15 protein-coding genes and 3 pseudogenes are annotated in these 13,156 nt (G+C 69.0%); 4 read left to right on the forward strand and 14 right to left on the reverse strand.

Annotated features, from left to right (window positions below; genetic code table 11):
* Nucleotides 1-729: 729 nt before the first annotated feature.
* From ABZU75_RS41290 to ABZU75_RS41305, 4 genes are all read right to left on the reverse strand, one after another.
* A complete protein-coding gene (locus tag ABZU75_RS41290; RefSeq protein WP_355567216.1) occupies nucleotides 730-2,202 on the reverse strand; it encodes an amidohydrolase family protein in 1,473 nt (490 codons plus the stop codon).
* On the reverse strand, nucleotides 2,199-2,339 hold the full coding sequence (locus tag ABZU75_RS41295; RefSeq protein ID WP_355567218.1) for a hypothetical protein: 141 nt from the start codon (nucleotides 2,337-2,339) through the stop codon (nucleotides 2,199-2,201). The genes ABZU75_RS41290 and ABZU75_RS41295 overlap by 4 nt, the downstream gene beginning before the upstream one ends.
* 49 nt (nucleotides 2,340-2,388) lie before the next feature.
* Nucleotides 2,389-2,676 carry a hypothetical protein gene (locus ABZU75_RS41300; protein WP_355567221.1) on the reverse strand — a complete coding sequence of 96 codons (288 nt, stop codon included), beginning with the start codon at nucleotides 2,674-2,676 and terminating at the stop codon, nucleotides 2,389-2,391.
* 350 nt (nucleotides 2,677-3,026) lie between these two features.
* A complete protein-coding gene (locus ABZU75_RS41305; RefSeq protein ID WP_355567224.1) occupies nucleotides 3,027-3,767 on the reverse strand; it encodes a CPBP family glutamic-type intramembrane protease in 741 nt (246 codons plus the stop codon).
* 109 nt (nucleotides 3,768-3,876) lie between these two features.
* Between ABZU75_RS41305 and ABZU75_RS41310 the strand changes: the two genes are divergently transcribed.
* Both ABZU75_RS41310 and ABZU75_RS41315 read left to right on the forward strand, forming a co-directional pair.
* Nucleotides 3,877-4,503: a TetR/AcrR family transcriptional regulator gene (locus tag ABZU75_RS41310; RefSeq protein WP_355567227.1), complete on the forward strand. Its 627-nt coding sequence runs from the start codon at nucleotides 3,877-3,879 to the stop codon at nucleotides 4,501-4,503.
* Between the two features lie 55 nt (nucleotides 4,504-4,558).
* Nucleotides 4,559-4,768, forward strand: a complete 210-nt coding sequence (locus tag ABZU75_RS41315) for a glycine cleavage T C-terminal barrel domain-containing protein (protein WP_355567230.1) — start codon at nucleotides 4,559-4,561, stop codon at nucleotides 4,766-4,768.
* Nucleotides 4,769-4,780: 12 nt separating this feature from the next.
* Here ABZU75_RS41315 and ABZU75_RS41320 read toward each other — a convergent pair whose 3' ends face one another.
* The 5 genes and pseudogenes from ABZU75_RS41320 to ABZU75_RS41340 all read right to left on the reverse strand — a co-directional run bounded on the left by ABZU75_RS41320 (nucleotide 4,781) and on the right by ABZU75_RS41340 (nucleotide 6,991).
* Nucleotides 4,781-5,227, reverse strand: a complete 447-nt coding sequence (locus ABZU75_RS41320; RefSeq protein ID WP_355567253.1) for a VOC family protein — start codon at nucleotides 5,225-5,227, stop codon at nucleotides 4,781-4,783.
* Nucleotides 5,148-5,369, reverse strand: a pseudogene (locus ABZU75_RS41325) (Tn3 family transposase); the annotation flags it as partial. The pseudogene ABZU75_RS41325 and the gene ABZU75_RS41320, both read right to left, overlap by 80 nt.
* Nucleotides 5,370-5,410: 41 nt before the next feature.
* Nucleotides 5,411-5,962 (reverse strand): annotated as a pseudogene (locus ABZU75_RS41330) (hypothetical protein); the annotation flags it as partial.
* A gap of 107 nt (nucleotides 5,963-6,069) precedes the next feature.
* Nucleotides 6,070-6,330 carry a dienelactone hydrolase family protein gene (locus ABZU75_RS41335; RefSeq protein ID WP_355567256.1) on the reverse strand — a complete coding sequence of 87 codons (261 nt, stop codon included), beginning with the start codon at nucleotides 6,328-6,330 and terminating at the stop codon, nucleotides 6,070-6,072.
* Nucleotides 6,317-6,991 carry a type 1 glutamine amidotransferase domain-containing protein gene (locus ABZU75_RS41340; RefSeq protein ID WP_355567232.1) on the reverse strand — a complete coding sequence of 225 codons (675 nt, stop codon included), beginning with the start codon at nucleotides 6,989-6,991 and terminating at the stop codon, nucleotides 6,317-6,319. The genes ABZU75_RS41335 and ABZU75_RS41340 overlap by 14 nt, the downstream gene beginning before the upstream one ends.
* A 69-nt stretch (nucleotides 6,992-7,060) precedes the next feature.
* On the opposite strand from ABZU75_RS41340, the gene ABZU75_RS41345 reads away from it, so the two are divergent.
* On the forward strand, nucleotides 7,061-7,930 hold the full coding sequence (locus ABZU75_RS41345) for a LysR family transcriptional regulator (protein ID WP_355567235.1): 870 nt from the start codon (nucleotides 7,061-7,063) through the stop codon (nucleotides 7,928-7,930).
* A 65-nt stretch (nucleotides 7,931-7,995) separates the two neighbouring features.
* Nucleotides 7,996-8,840 (forward strand): annotated as a pseudogene (locus ABZU75_RS41350) (DUF4158 domain-containing protein).
* On the opposite strand, the gene ABZU75_RS41355 reads toward ABZU75_RS41350, so the two are convergent.
* The 5 genes from ABZU75_RS41355 to ABZU75_RS41375 form a co-directional block, all read right to left on the reverse strand.
* Nucleotides 8,785-9,576: an arginase family protein gene (locus ABZU75_RS41355; protein WP_355567238.1), complete on the reverse strand. Its 792-nt coding sequence runs from the start codon at nucleotides 9,574-9,576 to the stop codon at nucleotides 8,785-8,787. The pseudogene ABZU75_RS41350 and the gene ABZU75_RS41355 sit on opposite strands and share 56 nt — an antisense overlap.
* A gap of 278 nt (nucleotides 9,577-9,854) precedes the next feature.
* A complete protein-coding gene (locus ABZU75_RS41360; RefSeq protein WP_355567241.1) occupies nucleotides 9,855-10,100 on the reverse strand; it encodes a hypothetical protein in 246 nt (81 codons plus the stop codon).
* Between the two features lie 91 nt (nucleotides 10,101-10,191).
* Complete coding sequence (locus ABZU75_RS41365) at nucleotides 10,192-11,370, reverse strand: hypothetical protein (RefSeq protein ID WP_355567244.1); 1,179 nt, start codon at nucleotides 11,368-11,370, stop codon at nucleotides 10,192-10,194.
* 64 nt (nucleotides 11,371-11,434) lie between these two features.
* On the reverse strand, nucleotides 11,435-12,133 hold the full coding sequence (locus tag ABZU75_RS41370; RefSeq protein WP_355567247.1) for a DivIVA domain-containing protein: 699 nt from the start codon (nucleotides 12,131-12,133) through the stop codon (nucleotides 11,435-11,437).
* A 182-nt stretch (nucleotides 12,134-12,315) separates the two neighbouring features.
* The coding region (locus ABZU75_RS41375; protein WP_355567250.1) for a glycerophosphodiester phosphodiesterase at nucleotides 12,316-13,156 on the reverse strand (841 nt) is incomplete at its 5' end.

The raw sequence follows: 13,156 nt of genomic DNA on the forward strand, positions 1-13,156 counted from the left end.
GCGGCGCTCGGCGGGGGTACTCCAACCGAGCGTCTCGCTTATGCTTCTCCTGCCAGCAGCTGATCACCGTGTTGCGACGACCCCTGGAATTCGCCGTCTGGGGCGGGCTCTCACACTTGTACGGCTACCGCAGGCTGTCAGCGAGGTCTGCCGGGGTGAACCTCCATCTGAAGGGCCGAGCGGTCTCGTTGTAACGGCGCTCGAAGGCGATCAGTCGGTCTTCGACCCGGTCAAGACTGGTGAAGTCGAACGGAAACCCAAGGAGGTGTCAACCTACTAATGGGCAACTGGGAAAGCTGGTGCTCCAGCCCAACTCGCGGAAATGACGGCCCGGTGGGTGCGGGCAGCACGGGAGACTGGTAATCCGGCTCGCCGTTCCCCTCCCCCTGGCCCCCAGAGTCGGACAATCGTGCTGGACGCTTCTGTGGTGATAACTCCGCGACGTTAGCTTCCCGGCCCCGTGGTCTCCTGCGCCATGACAACCCTGCGATCGCGTCGGCTGGAGACCCTTCTCGGCACCGAGATCACTGAAGAGGCCCTCACCTGGGAGTACCTGCAGCGCCTTCTTGACGCTCAGGTGCCCGAGGCCACCGACCTCGACTACAAGGTCAGCTACCCCACCCAGCCCAGCGACCGGCACAAGCCCGGTGGCGATGTCGCCGCGATGGCCTGCGGCCCCGGCCCCGAAACGGCGGTCGGGGCCGTCAACCAGACGACCCGGACCAGGCATCAGGCTCTGACGGCGCGCCCGGGCAAAGCGGTCGGCAACAGATACTCGTCGCGGACCACGAACTGGCCGCCGACAAGGACGTGGACGAAACCGGAGGAATGCCTGACCGTCTCGGTGTAGGTGGCACGGTCACTGACGGTCTCGGGGTCGAAGACGGTCAGGTCGGCGTCGCAGCCCGCCTGAACACGGCCCTTGCGCCGCATCGCCGGGACACCCGAGCCCACCACGTCGGCGGGGATGAGCGTGCACCGGCGCACAGCCTCGGGCAGCGACAGGACGCCGTTCTGCCGGACGAGCCTGCGCAGCGTCCGGCCGTAGGTGCCGGCCGTACGGGGGTGGGTGACGGCGTCAGGCCCGAGCGGCCAAGAGAACGGGTCGGGCGCCCCCGAGCGCCACAGGAGGGGTACGGCGTCGGTGGCGACAGCGGCGTCGGTGAAGGTGAGGGCCCGCTGGATGTAGTCGAACTGGGCGGGGTCATCCTCGTCGAGCAGGTGGACGAAAGCCGCCGAGCCGGGTTCGCTCTCGCGGACCCGACGCAGGGTGTCGGCGTCGGGGATACGCCCCTCGGCACCGAGCAGGCCGATGGAGTGCGGGGTCAGCCCGCGCCGGTGGAGGAGTTCCGGGGCGAGGAAGGCCGCGCCGACGCCGGTCATGCCCGCGCCGTAGGGGTAGGCCTCGGTGGTGACGCGCGAGCCTTCGGCGCGAACCTTCTCCACCAGGCCGAGCACGCGGTCGACATGGCGGATGGAGGTGCTGTTGACGTGGCAGTAGTGCATGTGCGCGCCGGTCTCGGCGGCGGCGCGGACGATCTCCTCGGCACCGTCGACGGGAGTGGAGGGGTCCATCTCGACAAGTTCGCGGGCGTGGGTATAGGTGGGCAGCCCGACGCGGGCGGCGAGGGCGGCCACGGCGAGGTACTCGGAGGGATCGACGCGGGGCGCGTAGCCGACGAGGATGCCGATGCCGAGCGCGCCGTCGCCGAGGTCGCGCTCCAGCATGCCGACGATGCGGTCGACGACATTTCGCGGAGCGGCGCGCTGCCATTCCTCGCGGCCGATGTTAGCGAGGAAGTCATTTCTCAGGTCGCCGCTGGTGTCGAGGCCGAGGAGGACGGCCATACGGGCCACAGCCCAGGAGGTGGCGAAGCCGTAGTTGAGGGGCCTGCCCTCGATCTCGGCCCTGCGGTAGGCGGCGGCGACCGGGTAGGCGCCGGCCTCGAGTTCCAGGACGGTAGTGACGCCGTCGAGCGCCTGCAGGCGGTGGCCGGCGACGTCCATGCTGTGGCTGTGCAGGTCGATGAAGCCCGGACTGACGACCAGGCCGGTCGCGTCGACGGTGGTGACGCCGTCGAGCGGCTGGTCGGAGACGGCCTGGATGACCCCGCCGTTGACGCCGACGTCGCGTACGGCGTCCAGACCGGTCTCGGGGTCGATGACCCGGCCGCGGGCGAGGACCAGATCGTATGTCGTCATGCGAGCTCCTTCGTTGCGAGGCTGGACTGCTCAGGGCGCTGGGGCACGATCAACGCGATCAGCGCGCCGAGGACGGTGGTGGCGATGAGCAGGCCGAAAGCAGCGGTGTAGGAGAACTTGTCGACCAGGAAGCCCATGAGAACGGGGCGAGGACGCCGGCGATCTGACCGCCGACATTGACGACGCTCATGCCGGATCCGATGACGCAGGAGCAGGGGGGATGACGTAGAGCCGGGCTCTGTCGTGGAAGAAGCGGTCGAACAGCCAGCCGCCGAGGAAGACGGTCGCGCACGCGACCAGGCCGGGGATGGCGGACATGACGCCGGTGTTGATGAGGGAGATGCCGCGCTCCTCCAGCAGATAGCTGGGCACCCAGTCGATCACCCAGACGCCCATGAGCAGGCCGACGGTGCCGGTCGCCGTTTTACGTATTTGCGCGGCCGCCAGGGTGGAGGTGCCTTCGGCGAGTCCCATTCACAGGCCTCCGGAGCTTTCAAATCAATGTCCCAGCAACCCTCCATCACGTCACCCGGGAGTGCTTCGTGCAGGAACATGAAGTCGGGGCCGCCGGCGGTGCGATTGCACCAAGATGGGGTCCCAGTAGTAACGACGCAGGAAACAACGGATAAGCAGGTCAGCGGCCCACCTTCCAAGCTGTGCCCGAAGGTCCTTAAGGGAGCTCTGACCTGCGTATCCGTTGAAAATTTCGCCGATACTACCGGGACCCCTGAACGCCTCGTCGAACGAGGGGGTCCCTGGCCTCACACAATCGCTCATTTCTGAGAACGCTCACCGCCTGGGCCCGGCTCGGCGTCTTCGGCGGCTCAGACCAGCGCGCCGGCCAGCAGGAAGATCGCGATTCCGTGCGCGAGGGCGGCGGCGATCACGCCGCTGCACAGTCGCAGGAAAGCGCAGATCAGCCCCTCGTACAGGGTGAAGGCCAGCAGCGGCCAGCCGACGTCAGTGACCGTCGAGGCCAGGAAGACGTGGCAGGCGGCGAACAACAGAGCCGACAGCAGCGCCGCGCGGATGGCGCCGGTGTGCTGTTCCAGCCGTCCCTGAAGGAAGCCGCGAAACAGCACCTCCTCGGCGAGGTTGCCCATCAGGCTGAAGGCCAGCAGCACCGGCAGCAACGTGACGGCGACCGCTCCGCCCCGCTCCGCCATCGGCGTCAGTAGCGACAGCAGCAGGACCGGGCCGGCGGCCAGCACGCCGCCGCCGACGCCCCAGCTGACCGTGACCGGAGTGAACCTGCCCCAGCGCACCAAGGAGCAAAGCCCGCCGTCCAGGCGCAGCACCCCCGCGGTCAGTGCCAGCGTGCCGAGGCCGAACAGCAGCAGGATCCCCGCCTGGTCGGTGAAGCGCAGCCACGGAATCGCCCCCGCGGCGCCCAGCCGCCAGAACCCCAGCGGTGTCATCGCGTCCCTGATCAGGACGAAGCCGAAGATGAGCACCATGATGCGCAGCAGCGGGTCGCGCTCGCCGCGCGCCAGCGCGAAGCAGGCGCCGATCAGCAACAGGCCGGGCAGGATCCGGACACCGTAGGCCAGGAGGTCGGGCAGCACGAAGACGTCTCCGTTCAGAGAGGGGGAAAGCAGGGAGCAGGTGGGGCGACCAGCCCGCCGTTCAATAATGCGAGCTATTCTCAGTTTTCGGTACTCGCATTGGAGGCACGTGCTCACGCCCCGTAAACACCCTCGCCAGCAGCGCTCCCGCGAGACGGTCGCGGCGATTCTGGAGGCAGCGGCTCAGCTTTTCCAGCGCCACGGCTACGCCGACACCACCACCAACAAGATCGCCGAACGCGCCGGGGTGTCCATCGGATCGCTGTATCAGTACTTCCCGAACAAGGACGCGCTGCTGGTCGCGCTGGCCGAGCACTACCTGACGCAGAGCGCCGAACAGGTCATCCAGGTGTTCGCCCGTGCCGCCGAGCATCGCCCGCCCCTGCCTGACCTCCTCGCCGACCTGGTGGGGTGCGTGGCCGCTTTGCATACCGACCGGCCTGACCTACACCGGCTGCTGTTCGACCAAGCCCCCCGCACCCCCGGCCTGGTCACCCGCTTCCGGCAAGCCGAACAGCAGATCGCCCATGCGCTGGCGGGCGAACTGCGCCGCCTGGGAACCGGCGGCCCCAATCCCGAACTGAACGCCCTGCTGGCCGTCCAGGGCATCGAGGCGCAACTGCACGGCGCCCTACTCGACCCCCCGGCCGACCGCGACGCCACCGGCCACGTGCACGCAGTGATCCGCCTCTGGCAGCAAGCCCTGGCTGAGCCCTGCCAACCCGAAAGACACTGATTAGCCGACTGTCGTATTCCGGTGGGCCCCCTGCCTGACGATGGACCGCCCGGTGATGGCGGGGAAGGAACCGGTGTTCGCCCACGGCGCCCCGGTCGGCTACGTCACCAGCGCCGACTACGGCTTCACGATCGGCACGGCCATCGCCTACGCCTGGTTGCCGCCAGCGCCGGCCGTAGCCTCTCAGCGCCTGGAGATCGAGTACGTTGGCGAACGGCTTGCCCCCCCGTCGTCGCCAAGGAGCCGTTGTACGACCCGCGGATGAAGAGGCTCCGCGTCAGCGCGGGGTGAGGACGCAGGACTCGTTGCCCTCCGGGTCGACGAGGCACGTCCACGGGACGTCGCCCTGGCCGAGGTCGATGTCGGTGGCGCCGAGAACCCGCAGCCGGGCCACCTCCGCCGCCTGATCGTCACCGGGGTACGGCCGGAGGTCGAGATGGACTCGGTTCTTCGCGGTCTTGGCGTCGGGCGTGCGGAGGAACTCGAGATACGGTCCGACGCCCTTGGCGGAGCGCAGCACCGCATGATCGTCGGTCACCTCGTGCAGGGTCCAGTCCATCGCCTCGCCCCAGAACCGGGCCATGGCCCGCGGATCCACGCAGTCGACCACCACCAAGGCCTTGGGCGGGTGCGGAGGCGGTGATGGCGTAGCGGCCCAGGAAGTTGATGTGGGCGTGGCCGAGCGGACTGAGACGAGCAACGTCCTCGTCCTCGACCGGGACACCCTCGGCGCGGAACTGGTCGACGGCGGCCGACAGGTAACGGGTGTTCCACAGCGCGACGGCGTTGACGACCAAACCGAGCGCGGCCGACTGGTCCTCCTGGCCCTCGCGGTAGGGCTGGCGGATCTGGCCACCTCCGCCGTGCTCGGCGAGCCCGGCTCGGCGCGGTAGACGACGAGCAGTTGCCCGTCGGCGCCGGTGACAGCGAGCTTCTCGTAGTGCAGTTCGATATCGCCGACGATCGGGTTGCGCAGGCGGTGCACACCACCGCCCGGATGCGGCTTGGCGTCGTGGCGCGACCAGAGCCGACGGAACAGGTCGCTCTTCACCGACAGTTCGCCGACCAGGTCGGTCAAGCGCGGGTCGTTGGCGTCCGGACCGACCATCACCCGCAGGGCGGCGACCAGGCTGCCGACCCGGTTCTGCCAGCCGGGCAGAGACTCCTGCGCGGTGGGGTCGAGCAGCACCGAGCGAAGAATGTTGCTGCCCGGGGCGAAGAACTGAAACTCACTGACATCGAGGCCCGTCGGATTCCGCTGACGCTTCAACTCAGCCGCATCTGGCGCCCGCAGTCGCGAACAAAGCCACTGCACTCGGGTCCGTGTCGTGAGCCCCGAAGAGGATGGTGTCCTACGCACTCGCGGTGAGGTCCCCGGGCGTACAACATCCACACGGCAGCCGCCCCGTGGTCGACGACGACAAGCGCGCCGCCAGCGCGGGGAATCCATCCGCACCATCGCCGCCGGAGTCAAGGTCTCGGTCGGCGTCGTGCGCAAGACCCTGACCGGCGCCCAACAGGAACAGGAACCGTAGCCTCCGCCAATCCCCCCTCAACTACCCAGCGTTACTTTGGAGCCTGGGTCAGCCTCGGGAGGAGGATGCCGGTCAGCGTGTTCATCAGCGCGACCCCCCGCTCGCGCCCCGCGTCGTCGGCGGGAAGCTCCACCCCCGGCGCCGCGCGGTGATAGAAGTCCGGCGCGACCGCCACGTAGCCGAGCGCCGCGATGCGATCGGCCACCTCGCGGATGTCGGCGGTGACCCCGAACAGCTGGTGCGCCAGGATACGAGCCAGGCGTGCGCGGCCCGGCCACTTAGGCGCGCATATCGCCCAGCCTGACCTCGGACAGCAGCCCGACGACCGCCTCGGCGGCGTCGCGGGCCGAGGCTGGGTTCTGGCCGGTGACCAGGCGGCCGTCCACCACCACCTGGGCGGCGAAGCCGGGGCCTGGCACGTGGGTGGCGCCTTCTGCGGTGAGCCGGTCGGCCAGTAGGAACGGCACCACGGACGTCAGCCCGACGGCTTCCTCCTCCTCGTTGGTGAAGGCGGCCACCCGCCTTCCGGACACCAGGGGCGAGCCGTCGGAGAGGGTGACCCCGGCCAGCGCCGACGGCCCATGGCAGACGGCCGCCACCACTCCGCCACTCTCGAAGATCTCCCGAGTCAGCCGCGACAGAGCGAGGTTGTCGGGAAAGTCCCACATGGTGCCGTGGCCTCCTGCGAAGAAGACCGCGTCGTACGCCAAAGGGTCAAGGGTGTCCACGGCAGGAGTCTCGCCCAGGCCGGACAGGAACCGGTGCTGCGCGGGGTCGGCAGGGTCGTCGCCGTCGCGCGGCGGCACTCCGCCTCTGACGCTCGCCACGTCCACCTCGTGGCCTGCGGCGGTGAAGACCTCCCACGGATGCGCGGCCTCCGACACATAGAAGCCGGTCTTGCGTCCGGTGTCGCCCAGGGTGTCATGGCTGGTCAGAACGATCAGAATTCTCATGCCCCGAGCATGCCTCCGGCGACCCATCACCCACCAATAGCACGGGCTCTGGGTATCATCAGCTTTCTGATGAGTTTGTCGTACGACCTGCTCCGCACGTTCCTGGCCGTCTACCGGGCCAGGTCGGTGACCCGCGCCGCCGAGCTGCTCCAGCTCTCCCAGCCCGCTGTCACCGCCCAGATCAGGTCGCTGGAGCGGGCTGTGCGCAGGCCGCTGTTCGAACGGGTGGCGCGCGGTATGGCCCCCACGCCCGCTGCTGACGAGCTGGCCGCACGGCTCGCAGGGCCGCTCGACGCTCTCGACGAGCTGGTGACGGGCGATCTCGGCGAGCCTGCTGAGGTGTTCGGCCGCACCGTCCACCTGGGCGGCCCTGCCGAGCTGGTCTGCGCCAGGGTGCTGCCGTCGCTGGCCGCGATGGTGCGCGAGGGCCTGCGGCTGCGCGTCACGCTCGGCCTGCCTGAGCAGCTGCTCGCCGCCCTCGCCGACGGCAGCCTCGATCTGGTCATCTCCAGCGTGCGGCCGCGCAAGGCCGGCCTACGGGTCGAGCCGCTGTGCGACGAGGAGTTCGTGCTCGTCGCCGCTCCCGGCTGGAGTTTCGGGCAGCTGGACGGCGCCCCGCTCGTCGCCTACGCGGAGAACCTGCCGATCCTGCGCCGCTACTGGCGCACCGTCTTCGACACCCGGCTCACGCGAAACCCCGCGCTGGTCGTTCCCGACCTGCGCGGGGTGCTGGCCGCCGTCGCGGCAGGAGCGGGGGTCACGGTGCTGCCGCGCTACCTGTGCGCGGCCGAATTGGCCGATGGGCGGCTCCTGGCCCTCCTGGAGCCGGAACTGCCGCCCATCAACACACTCTTCCTCGCCTCTCGCGCCGGGACCCGCCATCCGGCGGCGCAAGCCGTACACGGGCACCTGCTGCTGCAGGGCCGCACCTGGTCCTAGAGGATGGCTGATATCGCAGTACGCCGGTGGATAGGGATGGTCGCCGCTGTTCGGGGGTGGTCGTGATGGCGACCACGCGACGTCCGTGCCCACCAGTGCCGGGTCCGTTGGAGGAGTACGCGACCCGGTTCGATGATCTGTGGTGCTCGCTCGCGCAGCGCCGGGGGTTCCGTGAATATCTGGCCGGGCTGTTGCTGGCGCGCGATCGGAACAAGACGCACCAGGGCTCCTGGGCTCCGGTGGATGAGGCGCACACGCCGATCGACGCCGCCGGTGAGCTTGTGCGGCGTGAGTGGGAGTTAGAGGACCTCATCGAGTGCTGGACGCTGGATGAGGTCGAGCTGGAGCCGCTGGGGAACAAGACCGGGGCGACTCGGCTCGGGTTCGCGCTGCTGCTGGAGTTCTTCGAGCTGGAGGTGCGCTTCCCCCGGCGCGAGGACATGCCCAGGGCCGCGGTGGAGTTCATGGCCGGCCAGGTGAAGGTCGACGCCGTGCTGTTCGCCGACTACCAGTGGTCGGCAGCACGATCGAGTACCACCGGGCGCAGATCCGCAAGACGTACGGGACGCGGCCGGCCAGTGAGGCCGATGAGGAGCGCTGGGCGCAGTGGCCGGCCGATGAGGTGTGCTCGGTGGAGATCGATCGCGGCCGGTTGGCTGATGCGGTACGGCAGCGATGCCGCAGCGAGGGCGTGGAGCCGTCGACCGCGGGTCAGTTGGCGCGGGTGGCCGCCTCGGCGGTGCGCCGCTTTGAGGAGGCGTTCGCCGCCGGCGTGGCCGAGCGGCTCGGCGCAGTGGCGTGCGGCCGTCCTCAACATCAGGGCGGGACTGTACGTTTCGGCTCTGTCGCGACCATCAGCGCGTCAGCACAGCCCCCAGCCGACGGATCACCTCGGCCTCGCCGGGGTTGACGTCGTCACTGGACGGCGCGTGTTCTGTGATGGCTGCCCCGATGATGTCGTTTACCTGGGAGACGAGGTCGATCAGTCGCTGCGGCTGCACGCCGTTCGGCTCCGGGTAGCAGGTCGCGCCGAAAGCAGTGGGCTCCAGGACGTCTAGGTCGATGTGTACGTACACGGGACCGTGTAGACCGTCCAGCACACGCTCCAGGTCATCGACGCCGTACTTGCGCAGACCGGTCTTCGCGAGGTACTCGTGCTCGGACACGTCGCCCGCCCGCTCTCCGGCGATGATCACTTGCTGTGGTGCCAGCGGCTGCTCCGGCGTGAGGCCTGCCGGCCCGTCTCCGAGCAGCGCGCGCACCACCATCCCGTGGAAGGCACCCGATGGCAGGGACTGCGGGCTGTAGACGTCCGGATGTGCGTCGATCCACAGCACCGTCAAAGCGTCCCCATAGCAAGCGTGGGCAGCGGCGATAGGCGGGATGTCGACTGCGCAGTCGCCGCCGATGGTGATCACCCGGTCGTCGATACCGGCCAGTGCCTTCTGCGTCAGCCGCTGGTTCTCCACGAGCGCGTCGAACGCGCGGATCCCAGCGACCTTTTCCCCACCGGTATCAAGCACCGGCACGGTCACCACGGCGTCGGCCGGAACGAGTTCGGCGGCGCGGCGAGCACCGGCCATCAGCCGCGGCGCATTGCTCGACGCCGAACCTTGCCATTGTGGTACGCACAGCACGGTCGTCATGCGGCGACACTATGAGACGCCAGGATTAAAGGTCCAGGTCGTTCTCATGCTTTCATCACCGAATTTTCACCAAATCGTCCTGATGACAGGAATTAGCCCGCTCTCTCACCGACCGTCGATCCCCGATGAACAGGAATCACGGTCAGGCGCAGTCGACTCATTACCGTCAGGTATGCCCGACCTGTACCAACTACGCCTTGAAGCCGAGATCTACCTCACCGCTACCTTGCGGCTCGCCGTGGCTTCGGGTGCGACATGAGGTCGCACGCTTTGAGTGATTACGTGAAAGGAGGCTCGACGATGTCGAGTACGTGATCCGGGTCGGTGTCCGAGACCCGTCCCCACCTCCGTGGACGCAGCCCGCGTACGAGAACCAACTGCGGGGCCTGGTGCCGCAGGATCTGCCGTGGGGAGCCGTAGTCGAGCGGGATGGACCGCTGGCGCGAACCCGCCATGGCACCCATGGGACCGTCGACCACGCTGGTCTCGCCTGCGGCGACCTGGCAGGACTGATCCGCCGGCAACTGGAGGCGCCCTGAGCGGAGGCTCCGGCGGCATGGTCTTTGGGGAGGCCGGTGTCGGCGGTGACAAGGAAGACCCCGCCGGGGTCGGCGGTTACTTGGTGATGGCGTTGAGCAGGTAGCGGCGTTGCTGCTCGGTCAGGTCACCGATACGGCGATTGGCGTCGATTCCGCCTACCGTCAGGAGCCTGGCGATCTCGACAGGGCTGTGGCCGGGCAGGATGGACAGGAGCCATCCGACCCAGGCGTTTTTGACGGCGTCGTCGGTACGGGCCAACACCTCGGTCAGGGTCATCCGCCCGGTGACCACCGCTTCGCGCAACTGAGCCTGGGTCAACGGAGTCGGCGCCTGCGGGGTCGGCGGCCGGGCAGAAGGCGCGGGGGCGGGTGAGGCGGGTGCCGTATGGCCGGCGACGTGGGGTCGGTGCCCGGTTTGCGGGTGGTCTTCACCCAGTACGCCGTGCGTGGCGATCAGGAGGGCGCCCCCGGTGACGGCGACGCCTGCGGCGACGGTCAGGTGGCGTTTGGACAGTCGACCGCCCTCTTGGCCGGCGGCGGCAAGTCTGAGGCCGACGATTGCGGTGCGCAGCAGCACACCGGTGACCATGCCGAGTAGGAGCGGCACGATCTGGCCGGGCAGCGGGGCGATGGTGGCGATCAGAATGCCGGCGGCCGGGCTGAGGCAGGAGACCACCAGCCACGGAGCCAGGCGCTGCCTGGCCATGTCCAGCAGGGCGGCCAGGGCCAGTCCTTCACCGGCCGAGTGGACCATGAGGGCGATGACGACCACGGCGGAGGCGGTCAGTGCCAACGTCGCGCCTTCGATCGCCCGGTGCAGGGTGAGGGCGGCTGCGGTGCCCATGCCGCCGAACAAGGCGGCGTCGACGGCTTCCTTGACGCGGCGGTGCAGGCCGGGCGCGTGCCTGCCACCGACCGGCCTGGATCCCCCGTGCCCGTGCCCGCAGCCTTTGCGGGTGAAGTGGGTGATCACCAGGAAGCCGAACACGATGGCCAGCCCGACGGCCCACAGGGGTACTCCCGTCTCAGCCGCATCTCGCCAGGCGTCGGGCAGCAGGTCGACCAGGGCGGTGATCAGCATCATCGCTGAGGCGATCGCCAGCCACACCGTCATCTTCGCGGAGTTACGCCGGGCCAGCCACGCCCCGGCGAGCGTGGACAGCGACATCAGCAGCACCGCAGCCCACGCGCCGGCACCGGGAGATGCTCCCTGCAGCGCCGGTCCCAGCGCCGGTGTCCCTTCGGCCATCAACATGTCTCACCACCTCTTATCGGGATTGGATCGCAGAAGAGTTTTCTCGAACCGGCCGGCGGGTCGTTCAGCGCTCTTCGGCGGCGGGGCCACCTGCAGGCGTGCCCGTCGGCGTGTCGCCGGCCGGGTGCGATGCCGGTTGCCTCGACGCCGGCTGCCGGCCGGTGGCCATCGGTGACGGCGGCGGTGTCAGTCCCAGCTCGCCGAAATCGGCGAGTTCACCGAGCAGGCTCTGCAGTTGGTCGACCTGCGCTTGCAGGCTGTGCTTGAGCCGGTCGCTGTAGTCGGCGGCGAAAGCGTTGAACTCCTCGGTCCGGCGTTCCAGCTCCTGTCCGCAGGAGGCATGCACCTCTTGCCGCAGGACGGCGGCACGGTCGCGGGCTTGCGCCAGGATCACCTCGGCTTGCTGTTCGGCGGCAGCCAGCATCCGGTCGGCACTGTCCTGGGCCATCGCCATGATCCGCGTCACGCGCTCCTCCGCCGGTCCAGCATGCCTGGCGGCGCGCTCAGCGGCGGTCGCTCGGGCGTATAGCTCCGCGTTTTCTTGCACGAGCGTGGTGAAGGTGGTTTCGATATGGCCGAGGAAGGTGTCCACCTCGGCCAGGTCGTAGCCTTCGCGCAGCCGGACCACGGTGAACACCTGGTTGCGCACGGCGGCGGGGCTCAGCCGGCTCACGCTGGCGGGAAGGCCGGTGCCGAGCGGGGAGGTAGGGGTGTGGTCGATCTCATCGATGGGGGCGGGTGCGTGCCCGGGCTCGTCGTGCATAGCCTTTCACGTAACCTTTCACCATGGTTTTCGAAGCGTGACCGGGACTGACGAGATCGGGAACTGGTGTCGTCTGACCGTTGCGGTCCCGGGCTGTGGGAGATGCCTGGCCATGCGGCACGCACCAAGGTCAGCTCATCGCGCCTGGCCTGGCCGCGTGGTGTTGGGTGAGGGTGGGTGTCTCACGACCGGCATGTTCCTCGGGCCCAGGCCAGGTAGTCGGTGCTCTGGTCGGTGAGGATGCGGGTGACGCCGTAGCCGGCCAGACGTCGCCAGGCGTCACGGTTGTTGGGGGTCCAGGCGTAGACGGCCACGCCCGCATTGCGGTAGGCGCGGACCCGGGCGCGGGTCAGCCGGTCGTAGCGCACCGCGACGAAGGCGTACGTGCCGGCCAGCGCGACCGATGGTGCGGACCTGGTCACCAGGCCCTTGCGGGCCGGGATGGAATCCACCGCCCGCAGCGCCATGGGAGAAAACGAGGCCAGGTTCGCCCACCGAAAGGCGTCCTGGCGCCGGTAGGCGTCGTGCAGGGCACGCAGGTCCGCGGCGTCGGGAATCTGCTTGAGCTCGACCAGCGCCTCGCTGACTCGGCCGCGCAGCAGCGCCAATGCCTGGCCTAGCGTCGGCGGGTGCTGCCCGTCACCGGTACGCAGCGTGCGAAACCGGGTCAGCGTCATGGCCGCGACGCGGCCGCTGCCGGTGGTGGTTCGATCCACTGTGGCGTCGTGCATCAGCACTGGATGGTGGTCCTTGGTGAAACGGACGTCGAATTCAACACCGGCCGAGCCCGCATCCAGCGTGCGACCGAACGCGGTGAGGGTGTTCTCCAACCCGGCACTCCGATCCCCCCGGTGGGAGACCACGCTCGGTACCGAACACCTCGTTGCCGCCGCGGCGCTGGACGTGCGGGTGATCTCGGCAAGGGTGAGGACCGTCAGCAACAAGATCATCAGCGCCTCTCCCCGCAGGATCCGGGGAGCACCGTGCGTCTGAGGTTTCCCGTCCCCGGCCGACGAACGTCGC

The sequence above is a fragment of the Streptosporangium sp. NPDC005286 genome, assembly GCF_040607515.1.
Classification (GTDB): domain Bacteria; phylum Actinomycetota; class Actinomycetes; order Streptosporangiales; family Streptosporangiaceae; genus Streptosporangium.

Bases quoted from the DNA above. Each gene is read 5' to 3' on its own strand.
- ABZU75_RS41340 (WP_355567232.1), bottom strand. From the start codon at position 6,991: ATGAGAATTCTGATCGTTCTGACCAGCCATGACACCCTGGGCGACACC.
- ABZU75_RS41355 (WP_355567238.1), bottom strand. From the start codon at position 9,576: ATGACGACCGTGCTGTGCGTACCACAATGGCAAGGTTCGGCGTCGAGC.
- ABZU75_RS41290 (WP_355567216.1), bottom strand. From the start codon at position 2,202: ATGACGACATACGATCTGGTCCTCGCCCGCGGCCGGGTCATCGACCCC.
- ABZU75_RS41300 (WP_355567221.1), bottom strand. From the start codon at position 2,676: ATGGGACTCGCCGAAGGCACCTCCACCCTGGCGGCCGCGCAAATACGT.
- ABZU75_RS41370 (WP_355567247.1), bottom strand. From the start codon at position 12,133: ATGCACGACGAGCCCGGGCACGCACCCGCCCCCATCGATGAGATCGAC.
- ABZU75_RS41295 (WP_355567218.1), bottom strand. From the start codon at position 2,339: ATGGGCTTCCTGGTCGACAAGTTCTCCTACACCGCTGCTTTCGGCCTG.
- ABZU75_RS41365 (WP_355567244.1), bottom strand. From the start codon at position 11,370: ATGTTGATGGCCGAAGGGACACCGGCGCTGGGACCGGCGCTGCAGGGA.
- ABZU75_RS41345 (WP_355567235.1), top strand. From the start codon at position 7,061: ATGAGTTTGTCGTACGACCTGCTCCGCACGTTCCTGGCCGTCTACCGG.
- ABZU75_RS41315 (WP_355567230.1), top strand. From the start codon at position 4,559: ATGGCGGGGAAGGAACCGGTGTTCGCCCACGGCGCCCCGGTCGGCTAC.